Below are 20130 nucleotides of genomic sequence, written 5' to 3'. Positions count from 1 at the left end.
AAAATACTAAATATTAATTATATAATTAATATTTAGTATTTTTATATTATTTAGGCTTTATTGTCTTGTTTATTTTTATTAGCACAGTAAACTACATATATAATAACTATTGCTAAATATGGAAGCATTTGTATAAACTCTACAGGAAGGTTTATTCCTTGTAAGTAGTTACTCATACTTTCTGTAAATCCAAATAAACTAGAAGTTAAAAGTCCTACTACTGGATTAGCTCCTGCCATAGACTGAGTAGCAAGTGCTATATATCCTCTTCCCGATGTCATACCAGCCGAGAATAATGTAACATATCCCATTGATAAGAATGCTCCACCAAGTGCAGATAATACTCCACTCATAGTAAGTGCTATATATTTAACTCTATTTACGCTAATTCCTACTGATTCAGCTGCTTCTGGACTTTCTCCTACAGCTTTTATTCTAAGCCCTAATTGTGTATATTTAAACATTATATATACAAGCATTACTAATATTAAAGCTACGTAAGTTAATATATTATGACCTGATATTATTTTTCCAATTACAGGCATATTTTCTATAATTGGTATATTAATATTAGGAAGTGCTAAAGAATTTAAAGAAGTAGATGCTCCTTTATCTCCTGTTAATAAATATAATCCAAACACTGTCATACCTGATGCCATTAAATTAAGTGATATACCAGATATAATTATGTTAGATTTTAATTTAAGTGCAAAGTAAGCAATTATATTACTAAGTATTACACCTGAAAGTATCGAAAATAATAGCCCTATGAAAGCACTTTGTGTAAAGTGACTTGCCGCAACTCCTACAAATGCTGCTGTTAACATTGTACCTTCAAGTGCTATATTTCTAGCACCAGCACGAGCTGCTATCATTGCACCTAATGTTGTTAAAAGTATTGGAGTAGTCGACCTTATAACTGCAAACCAAAAATCTTCTTTTAATAATATTGAAAATAGAGCTTCCATTACTTATCGCCCCCTTTGTTTTCATTGTTTGCTAAGGCTAATTGACTTTCTTTTCTTTGCTTTATGAAGAATAAGAATCTTTCAGCTGTAACTAAAAGTATTATTATACCTTGTATAAGTGAAACTATTTCATTTTGTACATCTGTCTGTCTTGCCATTATATCCGCACCAACACGTATATAAGATAAGAAGAATGCAGCTACTGGTACAAATATTGGGTTATTAGATGACAATATAGATATTATAACTCCATCCCAAGCATAACTTGGAGCTGATGCCCATTGAAATCGTCTATACATACCTAATTTTTCTATAGCACCACCTATTGCTGCTACAAATCCTGATATAAATGAAGTATACAGTATAACTTTTTTTGTATTTATTCCTGAGTATCTTGCAAACTCGGGATTAGAACCTACTAATCTTATTTCATATCCCCACTTAGTACGAGTTAAGAATATATACAATAAAACACATGTAATTATCGCTATTATAAACCCTGTATGAAGTCTAGTTCCATCTACAATATTAGATAAACTAGCAGTTTTTAAAAACTTAAGTGAAGCAAAGTTACTTGCTTGTCTATCAGCTAAAAACTTATTAACTATATAAAGTCCTGTATAGAAAAATACATAGTTAAGCATTAAAGATGTAACAAGTTCATTAGCTTTATATTTAACCTTACACCATGCAGGTATGCTACCTATAATTCCACCAATAAATCCTGCTATTAATATAGAAACCATTGGATGAATCCCACTTGGTAAAGGTATCATTATAGCAATAAAAGATGCTATTACAGCTCCTATATAAAATGAAGCATCTGTTATCATTGAGAAGTTTCCTGATTTGAAAACTAAACTTAATGATAAACCAGTAAACATAAGCGGTACCATCATTTCAAGCACATTAAATAAATATCTTTTTGAACTTATTGGACCTGTAAGTAATGTGGATAAAGCTTTAGTTGGATTTTCACTACACAAGAAAATTATTCCAGTTGTTATTAAAAGTGCAATCCCTACTGCAACTAGTAGTCTTAATAAATCAAAGTATTTTAAAACATTAAATTTGTTGTCTTTACGCATAATAAGCACCTCCGATTATCTCATCACTATCACGCTTAACACCTAACATGTAAAGACCTAATTCTTCTTCAGTAACATTTTTAGCATCATCTATATATGCTACTATCTTACCTTCATGCATAACTATTATGCTATCACTTAAAGATAAAACTTCTCCTAAGTCTGATGATATTAACAGTATAGCTTTTTTAGCTTCTCTCATATCAAGTATTTTGTGTCTAATAAATTCTATTGCCCCAACGTCTATTCCACGAGTTGGTTGATTTACTATTAAAAGATTTGGATCATATAAAAATTCACGTCCAACTATAACCTTTTGTATATTACCACCAGATAAATCCTTTATAGCCTGCTTTATATTATCATGCTTTACTATAAATTCTTTTACTAAATTACTTGTAAATTCTTTTATCTTTGATAAATTTAATAATCCTTTGTTATTTAATTCTTTTGAAGAATATATCTTAGATATCGCATTATCTTCAATTGAAAGATTTGGTGCACTACCAAAGTGAAGTCTATCTTCAGAAACATGGGATATACCAAGTTCTTGTCTTTTTAATATAGACTCTTTAGTTATATCTTGTTTTCTTAAAGCAATTTTACCATTTACTATTGGAGTAGTTCCTATTATTGCATTTACAAGTTCTGACTGACCATTACCTTCTATACCTGCCACACCTAGTATTTGACCTTCACGAACTGTAAAACTTATATCATTTACTACTACATTTTTAAATGAGTTTTTAACAGTTAAATTATCAACACTTAAGACTACATCCTTAAAGTCTCTTTGAGTCTTTTCTATATTTAAGTCTACATCACGACCAACCATAAGTCTTGATATTTCCTGTTCTGATAGTTCACTAACTGAGTAAGTCCCCATTGTTTGACCATCTCTTAAAACTGTTAATCTATCACAAAGCTCTTTTATCTCATGAAGCTTATGAGATATAAATATAATTGTATATCCCTGCTCTTTTAATAATTTTAATTGTTTAAATAATTCTTCTATCTCCTGTGGTGTAAGCACTGCTGTTGGTTCATCTAGTATTAATATTTTAGCTCCTCTATATAAAGCCTTTAATATTTCTAGTTTTTGTTTCATTGCTATTGAAATGTCTTTAACTTTAGCTCTTGCATCAACTTTTAAATTATATTTTTTAGAAATTTCTTCTGTTTGTGTTATAGCTTCTTCAATATTTATAAATCCTGATTTTGTTGTTTCATGACCTAATATTAAATTTTCTGCTACAGTCAAAGAAGGCACCAGCATAAAATGCTGATGCACCATTCCTATACCTTTTTCCAAAGCCTGTTTAGATGAAGAGAATTTAACTTTCTCTCCATTTACATATATATCACCACTAGTTTGTGGTATCATTCCAAATAGCATTTTCATTAAAGTAGATTTTCCCGCACCATTTTCACCTATAAGTGCATGAACTTCTCCTTCATTTATAGCAATATTTACATTGTAGTTTGCAACTACACCACCAGGGTAGACTTTTGTTAAATTACTTACCTTTAATATTTCTTTGTTCATTTAACACACCCCCGATTCTAAATTAATTACTTAGCGTTTTTTATCATTTCTTTTAACTTTGATTCTTCCATTCCTAAAGCAGTGCTAACTTTAACTTTATCTTCTTTTAATTGAGTTGTAATTTCACTTACTTTAGTTCTTATATCTTCACTTACTGTTGAAGTGTATATGTCATTTTCAGCAAGTCCAACTGTATCTTCTTTTATCCCTAATACGCTATGAGTATTAAATTCTAATGAATCATTTAAGTACTCATTCATAGTATCAACTAAAGATTTATCTATATTTTTTAGTGCTGAAGATATTATATATTTTTGTTCTTCTTTTCCTTCATAAGCTAAAGCTTGGTCACTATCTACACCTATTATATATTTCTTAGCATCTTTAGCAGCTTCTACTGATCCTGCTGAAGCTGGTCCAGCTGCTGTGAATACTATATCTGCTCCGTTTGAATATTGAGCTAATGTTATTTCTTTAGCTTTTGCAGTATCTGTAAATGAACCTATATATGCTACTTCAACTTTAACATCTTTATCTATAAATTTAGCTCCTTCTATATATCCTACTAAAGAGTCATTTATAACAGCTGATGTATCTCTTGCTCCAACGAATCCTATAACTTTTTCTTCATTAGCAAGTTCCATATCACTAGTTGTAACTAAAGCAGCTAATGCACCTGCTAAGAATCCAGCTTCATTTTGCTTATATGTCATTGAATAAACATTATCTAAATCATACTCATCATAATTAACATCTGTATCGTAAACTATGTATTTTTTATCTTTGTAATTTTCTGCTGTATTTTCAACATGCTCTTTCATATCCCAACCACCAGTTATTATAACATCAGCATCTGATTCTGATGCATCTATTAATGATGGTTCAAATTTAGTTTGATCAAATCCCATTTCTACAACATCTACATTAACCTTATCTCCAAATTGCTCTTTTATTTTTTCCATACCTGCATTTGCTGAGTCATTGAACGCTTTATCTCCTAAAGCACCTGTTACCAATAACTTAACATTAACTTTATCTCCATTTGATGCTGAACCTGCTTCATCTGAACCACATCCAACTAAGAAAGTCGCACTAAGCCCTACAGCTAAAAGTGTTGATAATATTTTTTTCTTAAACATTTTTAAACCTCCGCATTATACCTATTAGTTTTATTTGTGTCGTTTAATAACTTTATATATTGATCAAATGTAAGCTTTTGCTTATAATTTGATAATATCTCTTTTGTACGTTTCCCATTATCTTTTAATAAATCTTTTACCGTCTCTGTAAAATAATCAATTGGTAATTCATATGCTATATGTGTATTTTCAGTCTTAAAGTCATTACCATGAACTCTTCCTGAAAACCCTGATACACCTATTTGAACAGTTGGAATTAAATATGATAAATCTCCTATATCTCCACTTGCAAATGAATGACAATTTGATAATATTTTATCTTCGTCCATAAATTTAAGCATATTATCTTTTACTGCCTTTGTAAGGTGTTCATCTTGTGTTAAAGGTAAATATCCACCTGTATTTATAATTTCAAGGTCTGCACCAAGTGCTAAAGCTCCACCTCTAAATGCTCTATCTACTTTTGTGTTAACATCCATTATTGCATCTAAAGTTTTAGCTCTTATGTACATATCAATTGTTACTTTATCAGGGACACTGTTAACACTTGTGCCTCCATCACTTATAACGTAATGAACTCTTATTGCATCTTCTTCTTTAAATGTTTCCCTTAAGTATGCTATTGCATTTAAAGCTATATTTGCTGCATTTAAAGCATTTACACCATCACAAGGATTAAGTCCTGCATGTGCAGATACACCTCTAAATATGATTTTCTTACCTAAGAATCCATTTAAACTTGAGTTTACTTCTGCCAAATGTTGAGTTCCTGGTGGCATTGCATGTGCTGATAAAACTAAGTCTATATCATCAAATGCACTAAGCTTAATCATTTCTTGCTTTCCAGATATATATGAAAGTTTATTTTCTTTTACTAGATTTTCTCTATAATCAAAATCACAATATTCCTCTGCTGGAGTTGCTATAAATGATATTTTTCCACCAAGCTCTTCAATGATATTAGATTCTTTTAAAGCTATAAATGTTCCTAGCATCATTCCAACTTGTGCATAATGACCACAAGAATGAGCACAATTATCTTTTTTTCCTAAGAACTGATGCTCTGTACTAGGTACTGAGTCTAGTTCACATAAAAGCGCTATATGAGGACCTTCCTTTTTAGACTCTATTGTTGCTCTTATTCCTGTTATTGCAATATCATTTTCGTAACTTATATTATATTTATCTAATTTTTCGCATATTTTTTTATTAGTTTCAAACTCTTTAAATCCAAGCTCTGGATTTTTAAATATATCTTCACTTAAATTAATCATTTCTTGTTTTAATGAATTAAAATCTAAATTATCCATAACTTACCTCGTTCCGAATATTATTATCAATATTCATTTTATTTTACGTCTTTATTATATAGATATTTTATTTTTTTTCAATACATAATAACTATTTTTTTGATGAATTTTGTATATTTTTGTATATTTTCGCGCATTTAACGAACGTTCATTATATATTATCCAATTATAATTCGACTAAAATATATTTATGTCTTTATATTTATATTTTTTAATATGACTTTTTTGATTTTAAATTATTTTTAACTTAAAATCATTTCAAGTAGATAAATACATAAAAGAACAGCTATGTTTCAACATAGCTGTTTTTAGTGAGAAATAACTTTATTTAAAAACTCCATACATCTTTCACTTTTAGCATCAGTAAATATCTCGTCAGGAGTAGAATCTTCTAATATATATCCTCCATCCATAAATATTACTCTATCTGACACCTCCCTAGCAAATCCCATTTCATGAGTTACAACTATCATTGTCATACCTTCTTTCGCTAAGTCCTTCATTACATTTAATACTTCCCCTACCATCTCTGGATCAAGAGCTGATGTAGGTTCATCAAACAACATAACCTTAGGATTCATGGCTAAAGCTCTAGCTATAGCAACCCTTTGTTTTTGTCCACCAGATAAGCTATTTGGGTAATTATCTTTCTTGCCTTCTAATCCAACTTTTCTTAGAAGTTTCATTGCAATATCTATTGATTCTTCTTTAGATATTTTCTTTAAAGACTGAGGTGCCATCGTTATGTTTTCTAAAACTGTTTTATGAGGAAATAAATTAAATCCTTGAAATACCATTCCTATATTTTCTCTTAATTTATTTATATCCGATTTTTTATCAAACAAGTCATGATCAAGTATTGTAACTTTACCATAATTTATTTGCTCTAATCCATTTAAACATCTCAAAAGTGTACTTTTACCAGAACCAGAAGGTCCGATTATACAAACAACTTCACCTTTTTTAATTTCTAAATTTATATCTTTTAAAACTTCTAAATTTCCAAAGTATTTTTTCAAATTGCTTACCTTTATTATCACGATGCCAATCTCCTTTCTACAAGCTTTGAAGCCCACATTAATAATGTTATTAATACTAAATACATTATTGCAACTATTCCATAAATCTCAAAAGCTTTGTATGTTGTACCAACTATTATTTGCCCACTTTGCATAAGCTCTCTAATACTTATTACAGATAATATTGAAGTATCTTTTATAGCAATTATAAATTGATTCATAAGAGAAGGAATCATAATCTTAATAGCTTGTGGTAATATTACTTTTCTCATTGCCATAGATGTTGGCATACCTAAACTTCTTGCAGCTTCCATTTGACCTATATCTACAGCTTGTATTCCACCTCTAAAAATTTCTGAAAGATACGCACCTGAATTCAATGCTAAAATCCAAATACCTGCTGAAACAGGATTAAATCTTATACCTAGAAACTGACCTAATCCAAAAAATATAAACATTGCCTGTATCATAAGTGGAGTTCCTCTAATAATTGTTGTATATATGAATGCTATTCCACTTATGATTTTATACTTTGATATGCTTAAAATACCAAATATTAAACCTATGACACACGCTATAATTATTGCAAAAAAAGCTATTTTTACTGTTACTCCAAGCCCTGATAGCAGACTTGGTAAACTTTTTTTTAACAACTCTAAACTCACCATATTTATCCCTCATATCTAGTTAAATTTTATATTGATTTAGTGTAAGTAAATTTTCATACGCAGATATATTTTATTGGTCTATATATTGAGAAATTATTTCATCATACTTACCATTTTCTTTTATAGCTTTTAATCCTTCTTGAAATTTTTCTAATAACTCTGCATTTTGACCTTTATTAACTGCAAATCCATAATCAGCAGTTGTTACTTTATCCCCTGCTATTTTTAATTCGTTATCAGCATCAACTTTTATTTTATATGCTATTACTGGATAATCTTCTAAAGCAAAGTCTGCATTTCCACCTTGAACTGCTAAAAACATAGCTGGAGAATCTTCAAAATGTTTTAATTCTAAGTTATATTTCTCTTGATTTTCTAAAGCCCAATTTTCCCCTGCTGTTCCTTTTTTAACCGCAACTGTTTTTCCATTTAAATCTTTAACTCCGTTGATTTCTGTATTATCAGAATCTACTACTATTGATAAACCTGATTCAAAGTAACCATCAGAGAAGTCTAAAGCTTCCTTTCTTTCATCAGTTATACTCATACCAGCTATGGCCCCATCAAGTTGATTTGAAGTTAGCGCTGGTATTATTGCATTAAAATCCATAGGCTTTAATTCATAATCAAATCCAGATTCTTCTGCTACTGCTGCTAATATCTCCACATCAATTCCTTTATATTCTCCATCTTCTTCAAATGAAAATGGTGCATATTTTGAATCCGTTGCTATTAAATATTTTGTTCCAGAGTCTGATATACTCTCATCTGAACCTGAGCTTTTAGATTGGCAACCTACAAGTAGTGTACCTGCCATTATAGCTGACATAGCTAACGTGAATAATTTGCTTTTTTTCATATTTAACTTCCCCCTTATATTAGATAATTCAATAAAAAAAGCAAAGTACGGCTATAGTAATACTTACTATAGAACCGCCTTTGCTTCTATAATATATTTATACACTATTTTAGTGTAATTGTCAAAATATTTTGAATATAAACTATAACTTTTTACATAATGTATACACATTTTACTATTAAATAATACAGCGATTTCTTTAAGTAGTATTATTAAATATATTTAATTATAATTTATTAATTTATTTTTATATATAGAACTATAATTTATAAAATTTTATAGTTTCTTATCTTTACAAAAATATGAGCTTCTAATTTGTTCAATTATATTGCATTCATTATTTTCTATACTTGACATGCTAAATAATATATTCCCATTTACCTCTTCATAGCTTCTATTTATATCTATTTGTTTTGAAATTTCTTTTGATATATCTGTATTGCTTATATTTTCACCTATATATAATTTGACATTAGTACCTTTTGTTATATTTAACCACCATTTTACAAGTTCTTCATAAGGAGCATTTTTATTATCTATAGTCCAATAAATTTGAGGAGCTATATAATCTATAATTTCTTCCTCTATCCATTTAACTGAGTCTGCAAAAACACTATAATAACTTTCAGAGCCATTAGTATTAGAACCTTTAGTGTCACTAGCTTTATTTTTCCATATGTCAAATGGACTAACTCCAAACTGAATTCTAGGATTAGTTTTTTTAACTATATTATTTACCATCTTTATCATTTGAGTTATAAAATTACGTCTACTATTACCTATAATTCCGTTTTTATCTTCTTTATACGGTAACGGATAATTATATGGATAAAAGTAGTCATCAAAATGAATTCCATCAACATCATAATTACTTATTATTTCAAAAACAGTATCCCCTATATATTTAATAACATTAATATTTGCTGGATTATAAAACAACGCATCATTATAAGATAATAACCAATCTGGATGTAATTTTGCCATATTATTATCTGATAGTTCATTTAAATTAATTCCTTTTGTTGTTACTCTATATGGATTTAACCATGCATGAAATTCTATATTCCTTTTATGAGATTCTTCTATCATAAATTCTAGAGGATCGTACCCTGGATTACATCCTTGTTCTCCTGTAATATACTTGGACCATGGATTTATACAAGATTTATAAAAAGCATCTGATGATGGTCTTATTTGAACAAAAACTGAATTAAAATTTAAATCATTTATTATATTAAGGATATTTATAAATTCTTGTTTTTGTTTCTCTTTATTATTCAAAGTTTTCGGCCAATCAATGTTGTATACAGTAGCTATCCATACACCCCTAAGTTCTATATTTTTACAATTATCATTCATAAAACTACCCCTTCATAAAGTTAATATATTTTATACACAACTTTATATATTATATTCTTGAGATGTATATATACCACTTTTACCTGCAAAAACATAACTAATTACACATGCTACAAATAAATATTTCATATTCATAGATCCAAATAATTCCACTCCCATTATAAATGATGCAATCGGAGTTTTTGTGGCTCCACAAAATACACCTATCATGCCAAGACCCGCTAAGAATGACATTGGAAGGCCAATCATAAAACTTAAAGTATTTCCTAAAGTAGCCCCTATTACAAATAAAGGAGTTACCTCTCCTCCTTGATATCCACTACCTAGTGTTATAGATGTGAAAATTAACTTAAGTATAAAATCATAATTGTTAACAGGTATCTCAAAGGAGTATTTTAATAAATCTAAGCTTAACCCTAAATATATCCTACTATTCACTATAAATACCAAAACTATAATTATTACTCCACCTAAAAAGCTTCTATTATATCGCATTCTTATATGATAACTAAAATACTTTTTTAATATATGTGTTAATTCTGAAAAAACTTTGCTTGTAATACCAAATAATATAGAACAAAGTGTCACCTTATAAAATATACTAACATCATCTATTACTCCCACCATACTATAGTTCATATGATGCACTTTTAAAATGTTCGATATTGAGTTTCCAATATAACTAGCTACAAAACAAGGTACGATAGCTTCATATCTCATTTTTCCTATAGATGTAACCTCTAATCCAAATACTGTTCCTGATATAGGAGTACCAAACACAACTCCAAATCCACTACTTATACCACTTATAATTATCAAGTTTTTATCAGATTCATCTAATTTTAATAATTCTCCTAACTCTGAACATATACTCGCACCAATTTGTACTCCAGTACCTTCCCTACCTGCAGACCCTCCAAATAAATGAGTTGCTACTGTTCCTAAAAATACTAAAGGTGCCATTCTAAAAGGAATTCTCCCTTTACCATTGTTAATTCTTTCTATAATTAAATTATTTCCTTTTGATGAGTCTTTACCATATTTATAGTATAAAAAACTTATTATATATCCTCCTACTGGTAACAAATAAAGTAACCATGCATAAATCTGTCTAGTTTGTGTAACATATTCTAGACTTTTTAAAAATAAGGTTATTACTAGTCCAACACTTATCCCACTTATTAATGATAAAAAAAACCATTTAATAAAGTGAGCTATTATTAATCGACTTTCTTTAATATGATTATTTACAAAATCCATATCTTCACCTCATTATTTAGCTTTTCCAATAGCTTTATAATAATTAGCATATTCTTTTAATTAGTATGTTTGATTTCATTATTAAATTTATTTGACAGATTAAACATACTGTCCTATATAATATATATTGAATATAATTTTCAAGGAGGCATTAATTTGGATTTAATTAATATATACAGCAAGGACTATCCAGTTTTTATAGAAGAATTAGTAAATACACCTGAATTTAAAAGATTAAATAATATAGGTATGAATTGTGGGTGTGAGTACACTGGTTTTCCTATATTTTCTAAAGGCAAAAACTATACTAGGTATACTCATAGTATAGGAGTATCACTTATTATTTGGAATTTTACAAAAGATATAAAACAATCAATAGCAGGTTTACTTCACGACATAAGCTCTCCTGTTTTTGCTCATGTAATTGATTTTTTAAATGGAGATCATGAAAATCAAGAATCTACAGAGGAAAGGACTAAAGAAATTATAGAAAATTCTCAAGAGATACAAAGTATTCTTAAAAAATATAATTTAACAACTGATGATGTTTGCGATTATCATATGTATCCTATTGCAGATAATAATTCTCCTCTACTTTGTGCTGATAGATTAGAATATACTTTAGGAAATGCATTTTACTATGGATTTAAAAATATCAATGAAATTAAAAATATATATGATGACTTAACTGTATCTAAAAATGAGTTTAAAGAAGATGAAATTTCATTTAGAACTTTAGATAAAGCTTTAGAGTTTACGTCTGTATCTCTACTAAATTCCAAGGTATACTCTTCAAACGAAGATAGATTTGCTATGCAATATTTGGCTGACTTATTAAAATTAGCTATAGAGAGAGATATTATAAATATAGATGATTTATACACTACTGAATATAAAGTTATATCAATGTTAGAAAAAGATAAAGAATCAAAAGATATGCTTGATAGCTTTAAAAAGTTTTCTCAAGTTTTAACTAGCAAAACAAAACCTCTTAATGGATATTGGGTCAATATACCTGCTAAGAGAAGATACATAAATCCTCAAGTAGTTTCTCTTGGCAGAGTTTCGAATTTATCAAAAAAATTATCAAAAGATATAGATGAATTTTTAAAAGTAGATTTTAATATTTGGCTTAGTGGAAAATAAATAAAATAAAAAATGGTACCTTCTGCTTAAATCAAAGGTACCATTTTTATTTTAACTATTAAATACACTTTCGTAGCATACATTTTTTAGCTTATTTGGGGTATTTTTAATACACTCATAAAACTGATCTTTATATCAATTTGTTATAATAAGTAAATCTATAATGCTCTACTTAAATTCTTCCCAGACATCATTATTTAACTTAATGAAATACTTCTTTCCATCTCTTCTTCTGACATATCCCTCTTCATCCATGTAAATATAATGACTTTCATCCCAATCTACTTTTCTTACCTTGTATCCTTCTTTTAGTTTAGTTATAGCCTCTCCAAAATTCATCTTAGGTGCTTCTACTGATAGTGTCCCTTCACTTCTTTCCTCATAATTATCTTTCAAACATTCAATTGAACAAAATACTAAACCTCTCTCACATAAATGACAGTAATTATCTTCTAATTCAAATCCACACATGCAACATTTCATATATAACTACCTCCCCTAAATTAATCTCGTTATCATTTGTTATATATAAGAATAAAATTACAAAAAAATTATTTAATAATATAAATATTATTTTAAAACTAAGTAGTATTAATTAGCCTGATTTCCATACCCCATCTTTATATTTTCTATTATATGAACCCATTTTTTAATTAATTCCATTTTAAATTCATATTATCTGTATTATTTTACAATAAAAATAATCTGTATCTTTTATTAGATTATCAGTAAACATATGTGTAAATTTGTAGTACTATCCTTATAAAAATAGATTTTATGTATTATTCAGTAAGATATGATTGAAATTTTTTGACTACCTTCTTAGTTTTTATAAAAAAAATACATCTTCCAAATATATGCAGATTACCATATATTCAAAAGATGCATTTATATTTTAATTAAGTTTTATTTATATTACTTAGCAACAGCATACATTTCTTTTAATTTATTTTGTACATCCTTGTTTTCTAAGTATTCTTCAAGTGTAGTTTTTCTATCCATTATTCCACCTGGAGTTATTTCTATTATTCTGTTTGCAAGAGTTTGTATCATCTCTTGGTCATGAGAGTTAAATAATAATACTCCTGGGAATTTCTCTAAACCTTTATTTACAGAAGTTATTGACTCTAAGTCTAAGTGGTTAGTTGGATCATCTAAAACTAAAACGTTAGCATTTGATAACATTAACTTAGATAACATACATCTAACTTTTTCTCCTCCAGATAAAACTTGAGCTTCTTTTAAAGCTTCTTCTCCAGAGAATAACATTCTACCTAAGAATCCTCTTATGAAACTTTCACTCTTTTCTTCAGAATACTGTCTTAACCAGTCAACTAAAGAATAACTTATTCCATCGAAGTATTGGTTATGATTTTTAGGAAGATATGATTGAGATGTAGTTACTCCCCACTTGAAAGTACCACTATCAGCAGTGTCTTCTCCCATTATTATGTTGAATAATGTAGTTACAGCTATTTCGTCACCCATGAAAGCAACTTTATCATCTCTATCTAATCTGAAAGATACATTATCTAAAACTTTAACACCATCTATAGTTTTAGTTAATCCTTCAACTTCTAATACTTCATTTCCTATTTCTCTCTCAGGAGCAAATCCAACATATGGATATCTTCTTCTAGAAGGTTGTATTTCTTCAACTTCTATTTTATCTAATTGTTTCTTTCTTGCAGTTGCTTGTTTTGCTTTAGAAGCATTCGAGCTGAATCTTGCAATGAACTCTTTTAATTGAGCTATTTTTTCTTCAGCTTTCTTATTTTGATCTTTAGCAAGTTGTAATGCTAATTGGCTTGACTCATACCAGAAGTCATAGTTACCAACGTACATTTGTATTTTACCAAAATCAACGTCAACTATATTTGTACATATTTGATTTAAGAAATGTCTATCATGTGATACAACTATAACGATAGAATCTTCTAAATCCATTATAAAGTTATTTAACCAGTTTATTGATTGGAAATCTAAGTGGTTAGTCGGTTCGTCCATTACTAGTATTTCAGGTTTACCAAATAATGCTTGAGCAAGTAATACTTTAACCTTTTCTCCACCAGTTAATTCCTTCATTTGCTTATAGTGTAAGCTTTTATCTATTCCTAGACCCATTAATAATCTCTCTGCATTTGTTTCTGCATCCCATCCATCAAGTTCAGCAAATTCACCTTCAAGTTCTGCAGCTTTTATACCATCTTCTTCAGTGAAGTCTGGCTTCATGTATAATGCATCTTTTTCTTGCATTATAGAATATAGTCTTTCATGTCCCATTATAACAACATTTAAAACTGTATCTTCTTCATATTTGAAGTGGTCCTGTCTAAGTACAGACATTCTTTCTTTTTCAGTTATTGAAACACTTCCTGTATTTGGTTCTATATCTCCAGCTAATATTTTTAGGAAAGTTGATTTTCCTGCACCATTAGCACCTATTATTCCGTAACAATTTCCTTTAGTGAATTTTAAGTTAACGTCTTTAAATAACTCTTTATCACCAAATCTAAGTCCTACATTAGTAACTTGTAACATTCGCTTTTTTTCCTTTCATGTCTATATTTATTATTATATATACAACTTTATTAATAATATACTAAAACTCAATTTAAGTCAATAATCTAAGACTTATGTTTTTTAAGTTTATCTCATTAAAAATTTCTTAAATTCCATAATTAAACTAGCAAATATAGCTAATCCAAAACATACTATAAAGTTATATAATCCATAAGAAGTTGGAATAGAAAATACACCTCTCATAAATGGAGTTAATGTTAATACAAACATGCCTAAACAAACAACTACAGCACCTAAAACATACTTATTACTTCCAAATCCTAATTTAAATATAGTTTCAGTATTAGATCTTGATGCAAATGTTTGTGTTATCCTTGATAAAGTAAGAGTAGCAAAAGCCATCGCTGTTCCTAATTCCGGTGAACTTTGCATTCCTATATATTGAGCAAATATTGTAACCATACCTATTATACTACCCTTAATTAAAATAGATTTTAATGTTCCTTTAGCTAAAATACTTTCATTGGGATCTCTTGGTAAACTTTTCATTACATCTTTTTCAGGTTGCTCAAAACCTAATGCTATAGCTGGAAGAGAATCTGTAACTAGATTTATAAACAGCAACTGTATTGTAGTAAATGGATTTGCCCAATCGGCCATTACTGCAAATAATATTGCTATTATTCCTCCTAAATTTCCTGAGAATAAATAAGTTATAGATTTTTTTATATTATTATAAACTGTTCTACCAACTTCTATTGCATTAACTATAGTAGCAAAATTATCATCTAAAAGTACCATCGCTGAAGCATCTTTAGCCACTTCTGTACCACTGCCCATTCCTATTCCAATATCAGCTTGTTTTAATGCTGGAGCATCATTTACACCGTCACCTGTCATTGCTGTTATTTTACCTTTTTTCTGCCATGCTTTAACTATTCTTATTTTATTTTCTGGTGAAACTCTTGCATAAACTGATATATTTTCTAATTTTTCATTTAATTCATCTTCACTTAAATCATCTAATTCTTTACCTGTAAGAGCCAAATCACCATCAACCATTATTCCTATATCTTTTGCAATTGCTGCTGCAGTCGTTTTATGGTCTCCAGTTATCATTACTGTTTTTATTCCAGACTCTTTTGCTTCTTTTACAGCTTCATAAACCTCTTCTCTTGGAGGGTCTATCATTGCAACTATTCCAATTAATATTAATTCATCTTCATCTTCAATTGATGGTACAAAATTTTCACTCTCTACAGCCTTAGTTGCAAAAGCTAAAACTCTAAGTGCTTTATTTGAAAATTCTTCATTTATATTTTTATATTCATTTATTATATCTTCATTTATATTTACTATTTCACCATTACTTAATGCATACTTACATCTACTAAATACTATATCTGGTGCTCCCTTTGTAAGCATTAATACTTTATCCTCTACTTTATTTATAGTAGACATAAGCTTTCTATCACTATCAAAAGGTAATTCTTGTATTCTAACATAATTTTCTCTTAATTGTTTATAATATAAATTATTTTTATTTACATAGTTTATAAGTGCTACTTCTGTTGGATCACCTATTTCCATACCTCCATTAGCTATATCAGAATCATTACAAAGTGCAAATGAGATTAGCAAGGCTAATTCTTGACTTGATAAATTGTTATCATATTTCACAGTTTTTTTAACTCCATACATATATGCATCAACTACTGTCATTTTATTTTGAGTTAGTGTTCCAGTTTTATCTGTGCATATTACACTAGTTGATCCTAAAGTTTCAACAGCAGGTAATTTTCTTACAACAGCTTGTTTCTTAGCCATTATATTAGTTCCCATTGACAATACGATGGTTACTATTGATGTTAATGCCTCTGGTATTGCAGCTACGGCTATTGCTATTGCAAACATGAATGAGTCAATTAAGTTTCCTCCTCTAATAATTTGAATAGCAAATATTAGTATAGATAATCCAACTATTCCTATTCCTAACTTCTTTCCAAAATCATCAAGTTTCTTTTGAAGCGGTGTTTCTTTACTTTCTGCATTTTCTAATAAATTTGCTATTTTACCAACTTCTGTATTTGTTCCACAACTTGTTACTATATACACTGCCCTACCATATACTACCATGGATCCACTAAATACCATATTCTTTTGATCGCCTAATGAACACTCACCATCTATTTTATCTTCGCTTTTTAATACAGGTTCTGATTCACCTGTTAACATTCCTTCTACAACCTTAAATGTTTGTGATTCTATTATTCTACCATCTGCAGGCACATAGTCTCCAGCTTCAAGAATAACAATATCTCCTACTACTAGTTCTCTAGATTTTATTGTAGTTTTATGCCCTTCCCTAATTACTTTTGCATTTGGAACTGATAACTGTTTTAGACTTTCTAATGAGCCTTCTGCTTTTTTACTTTGAACAACGCCTAATATTGAGTTAAGTATTAAAACTGCAAATATTATACTCGACTCAACTATTTCACCTAAAAATATTTGTACCATTGCAGCTATTAAAAGTATTATAACTAATGGGTCCTTGAAACTGTCTATAAAAAGTTTCCATGTTGGAATTTTTGCTTTTTCTCTTAATTCATTGTATCCATTTTCTTTTAACCTTTTACTTGCCTCATCTTGTGACAATCCATTAATATTACTACTTAGATGCTTTATTGATTCCTCACTTGTTTTCTTATAAAACATATATTTCCCTCCACAAATTAATTTTTTCAAATAAAAAAAGACCACCAAAGTAGATTAATAATCTACTCTGAAGGTCTTGCTAACAAGCTTATTTACTTGCTAATCAACCGGGATTTTACTCCGAAATGACGATTGATTATCACTATATTTGTGAAAGCTACTCCCCTTCAAGGGAATTTTTCTATTTTTTATTTATTATATACACAATAGGAATTTATTGCAACTATTTTTTATATTTTTGCAAAGTTACAAGCTGGATATGTACATGTATCACATTGCATACATAGACCACCATGTCCATATGCTGCTATATCACTTTTAGTTAACCTTTCATTTACTAATAATCGTGGAAGTATTACATCAAATACAGTTGTTTTATTATACATTGCACATCCTGGTATTCCCATTATCGGAACTTCTCCATAATAAGCAAGTAAAAACATAGCTCCAGGAAGTATAGGTGAACCATAAGTTACTAAATCTCCACCACATTCTTTTATAGCTGTAGGAGTTACATCATCTGGATCTACACTCATTCCTCCTGTACAACATATAAGTTCTGCTCCATCATTTATAAAGTTCATTATAGCTTCTTTTATCATTTCTTTATCATCAGGACATATTACTTGCCCCATTATTTCACAATTATACTTTCCTACTTTATCTATTATAACTGGACCAAATTTATCTACTATTCTCTTATGATAAATTTCATTCCCAGTTGTTACTATACCTACTTTTTTAGCTTTAAAAGGAAGTACGTTTACTATATTTTTACCACCTAAAACTTCTTTTGCTTTTTCTAACTTTTCTTCTTCTATTAACAACGGTATCACTCTTGTACCTGCTACCTTAGTTCCTTTTTTAACTTCAAAATTATTATGTAGTGTAGCCATCATTATATCATCTATAGAGTTTAACTTAAATAAACTTTCTACATCTATTTTTAATAATCCATCTATTTTTGATATAAAGTCTATTTTACCCTCTTTTATTTCGCTAAATTCTAGATTTTCTCCAGCTGATATTTCTTTTAGATATAAGGCAGCATCATTTTCATGAATCATACCTTCCTGTTTTTCCCATATATACAAATTATCTTTCCCTAACGATAATAATACAGGTATATCTTCTTCTCTTACAACATGTCCTTTTTTAAATTTTCTACCTTTGAACTCACCTGGTAAAATTTGAGTTATATCCTGACATAAAACTTGACCTACTGCATCAACTGTTTTTATTTGCTTCATACTTTACTCTCCTCTTAATTTGTCATAATCAGATTTTGTGTCTATGTCAAACAATATATCTTCATCTATATTTACATATAAAATAGATGAATTGTTATTTATTACTTTTTTACCCTTTTCATCATGTTTTAATAAAAGTAACTCTTCTTTAATTTTATAAGGAAAAATGACAGGATTTCCACATTTGTTATTTGATTTAGGTATTATAATATAATCTTTATTATGTTTAAATGTATTCATAATAGTATTTATATGCTCACTTTTTAATTTAGGTTGATCACCTACGAAAAACATATACCCATCACAATCAGAACTATTATTTATACCTAACTTAATAGACTCACTTTGCCCAACATGTGAGTTTTCATTTTTTACAATTTTAAAATTATATCTTTTTCCTAATTGTAAAATTTCTTCATATTGACTTACTAAAATCACTTCATTAAAATCACATTTTTTAATTTCTCTTAGTATATGCTCTACTAATGGGATATCTTTGTATTTTAATAATAGCTTATTTTCTCCCATCCTTTTCGAAAGACCAGATGCCATTACTATTGCATTTACCATTTGTCCTAACCTTCCATTATAATGTTTTCTTTTACACTTCCATATAATATTTTTATATATTTATTTTCTTTTTTAATAAGTTTGATAAGTTCTTTTGTTAAACATTTATACCTTTCATTCTCAACTTTATTTATAAATAAAATTTTTTCACCTACTGAATTTTTAAATAATCCATTTTCATTTAATATCATATTTTTTAAGTGTATAAGATTTACTTTTTCTTCTTTGCATTTACTTATTTCTATAAATCTACTTAGATTATGTATATTTTCCATATTTATATCCATATCATATGATGTTATGTCTACTATACCTATAACTTTATTACTCTTAGGATATATCACTGGTTCATTATCTCTCCATCCTTTTAGCTTCTTTTTTTTAGAACCATCACCCTCTATAAGAATTAAGTCAAAGTTTACTTCTATTTCTTCTATTTCTTTAAAATTTAAACCGACTACTTTATTTTCCTCATTTATATATCTTCCAGCTAATGTAACTCCAAAATCTTTTAAAAATTTAAATTCATCATCACTTTTTTTCATAATTAACTTATCATAGCTTTCTTTTTGAGGCAAATAAATCTTAGTAGTTGTAGTTGACAGTACCCTAAGTGATTTTCTATGTTTTTGGGCTAAAAGTTTTATAAATGATGTTTTTCCTCCTGCACCAACTACTGTTATAATTTCCATAATTTAATCCTTTCA

The 20130-nt window shown here is 28.6% G+C and carries 17 protein-coding genes; 1 reads left to right on the top strand and 16 read right to left on the bottom strand.

From position 1 onward, the window contains the following. Positions 1–50: 50 nt before the first annotated feature. The 10 genes from I2A66_RS04310 to I2A66_RS04265 all read right to left on the bottom strand — a co-directional run bounded on the left by I2A66_RS04310 (position 51) and on the right by I2A66_RS04265 (position 11216). Positions 51–968, bottom strand: a complete 918-nt coding sequence (locus I2A66_RS04310) for an ABC transporter permease (protein WP_122640530.1) — start codon at positions 966–968, stop codon at positions 51–53. Further along, complete coding sequence (locus I2A66_RS04305) at positions 968–2056, bottom strand: ABC transporter permease (protein ID WP_122640531.1); 1089 nt, start codon at positions 2054–2056, stop codon at positions 968–970. The genes I2A66_RS04310 and I2A66_RS04305 overlap by 1 nt, the downstream gene beginning before the upstream one ends. After that, positions 2049–3602 (bottom strand): ABC transporter ATP-binding protein, encoded by a 1554-nt coding sequence (locus tag I2A66_RS04300; protein ID WP_122640532.1) that lies wholly within the window; start codon positions 3600–3602, stop codon positions 2049–2051. The genes I2A66_RS04305 and I2A66_RS04300 overlap by 8 nt, the downstream gene beginning before the upstream one ends. 26 nt (positions 3603–3628) lie before the next feature. Then, complete coding sequence (locus I2A66_RS04295; RefSeq protein WP_122640533.1) at positions 3629–4741, bottom strand: BMP family ABC transporter substrate-binding protein; 1113 nt, start codon at positions 4739–4741, stop codon at positions 3629–3631. A 2-nt stretch (positions 4742–4743) separates the two neighbouring features. Next, the gene (locus I2A66_RS04290; RefSeq protein ID WP_122640534.1) at positions 4744–6051 is read right to left on the bottom strand and encodes an amidohydrolase; all 1308 of its coding nucleotides are present in this window, start codon (positions 6049–6051) and stop codon (positions 4744–4746) included. 308 nt (positions 6052–6359) lie between these two features. Then, a complete protein-coding gene (locus I2A66_RS04285) occupies positions 6360–7088 on the bottom strand; it encodes an amino acid ABC transporter ATP-binding protein (RefSeq protein ID WP_147516625.1) in 729 nt (242 codons plus the stop codon). Then, on the bottom strand, positions 7088–7738 hold the full coding sequence (locus tag I2A66_RS04280) for an amino acid ABC transporter permease (protein WP_122640535.1): 651 nt from the start codon (positions 7736–7738) through the stop codon (positions 7088–7090). Before I2A66_RS04280 ends, I2A66_RS04285 begins: the two co-directional genes overlap by 1 nt. A 70-nt stretch (positions 7739–7808) precedes the next feature. After that, positions 7809–8597 (bottom strand): transporter substrate-binding domain-containing protein, encoded by a 789-nt coding sequence (locus I2A66_RS04275; RefSeq protein ID WP_147516535.1) that lies wholly within the window; start codon positions 8595–8597, stop codon positions 7809–7811. Positions 8598–8873: 276 nt separating this feature from the next. Next, a complete protein-coding gene (locus tag I2A66_RS04270; RefSeq protein ID WP_147516536.1) occupies positions 8874–9956 on the bottom strand; it encodes a glycoside hydrolase family 10 protein in 1083 nt (360 codons plus the stop codon). A 42-nt stretch (positions 9957–9998) separates the two neighbouring features. Continuing rightward, positions 9999–11216, bottom strand: a complete 1218-nt coding sequence (locus tag I2A66_RS04265) for a voltage-gated chloride channel family protein (protein WP_195251022.1) — start codon at positions 11214–11216, stop codon at positions 9999–10001. A 156-nt stretch (positions 11217–11372) separates the two neighbouring features. On the opposite strand from I2A66_RS04265, the gene I2A66_RS04260 reads away from it, so the two are divergent. Next, positions 11373–12362 carry an HD domain-containing protein gene (locus tag I2A66_RS04260; RefSeq protein WP_122640539.1) on the top strand — a complete coding sequence of 330 codons (990 nt, stop codon included), beginning with the start codon at positions 11373–11375 and terminating at the stop codon, positions 12360–12362. A gap of 168 nt (positions 12363–12530) precedes the next feature. On the opposite strand, the gene I2A66_RS04255 is transcribed toward I2A66_RS04260, so the two are convergent. From I2A66_RS04255 to yqeC, 6 genes are all read right to left on the bottom strand, one after another. Then, positions 12531–12845 carry a Thoeris anti-defense Tad2 family protein gene (locus I2A66_RS04255; RefSeq protein WP_122640540.1) on the bottom strand — a complete coding sequence of 105 codons (315 nt, stop codon included), beginning with the start codon at positions 12843–12845 and terminating at the stop codon, positions 12531–12533. A 432-nt stretch (positions 12846–13277) separates the two neighbouring features. Then, positions 13278–14903, bottom strand: a complete 1626-nt coding sequence (locus I2A66_RS04250; protein ID WP_122640541.1) for an ABC-F family ATP-binding cassette domain-containing protein — start codon at positions 14901–14903, stop codon at positions 13278–13280. Positions 14904–15011: 108 nt separating this feature from the next. After that, the gene (locus I2A66_RS04245) at positions 15012–17603 is read right to left on the bottom strand and encodes a cation-translocating P-type ATPase (RefSeq protein ID WP_195251020.1); all 2592 of its coding nucleotides are present in this window, start codon (positions 17601–17603) and stop codon (positions 15012–15014) included. 230 nt (positions 17604–17833) lie between these two features. Continuing rightward, positions 17834–18853, bottom strand: coding sequence for a molybdopterin-binding protein (locus tag I2A66_RS04240; protein WP_195251018.1), 1020 nt, complete (start codon positions 18851–18853; stop codon positions 17834–17836). Positions 18854–18856: 3 nt separating this feature from the next. Beyond that, positions 18857–19423, bottom strand: coding sequence for a molybdenum cofactor cytidylyltransferase (mocA, locus tag I2A66_RS04235; protein ID WP_195251016.1), 567 nt, complete (start codon positions 19421–19423; stop codon positions 18857–18859). 5 nt (positions 19424–19428) lie between these two features. Next, entirely contained in the window at positions 19429–20115 is a 687-nt protein-coding gene (yqeC, locus tag I2A66_RS04230; RefSeq protein WP_122640543.1) for a selenium cofactor biosynthesis protein YqeC, read from the bottom strand. Positions 20116–20130: the final 15 nt, after the last annotated feature.

Source organism: Romboutsia sp. 1001713B170207_170306_H8, from assembly GCF_015550495.1.
Classification (GTDB): domain Bacteria; phylum Bacillota; class Clostridia; order Peptostreptococcales; family Peptostreptococcaceae; genus Romboutsia_E.
Note: the sequence above shows the minus strand (reverse complement) of the source record. Positions and strands in the feature narration are given on the sequence as shown.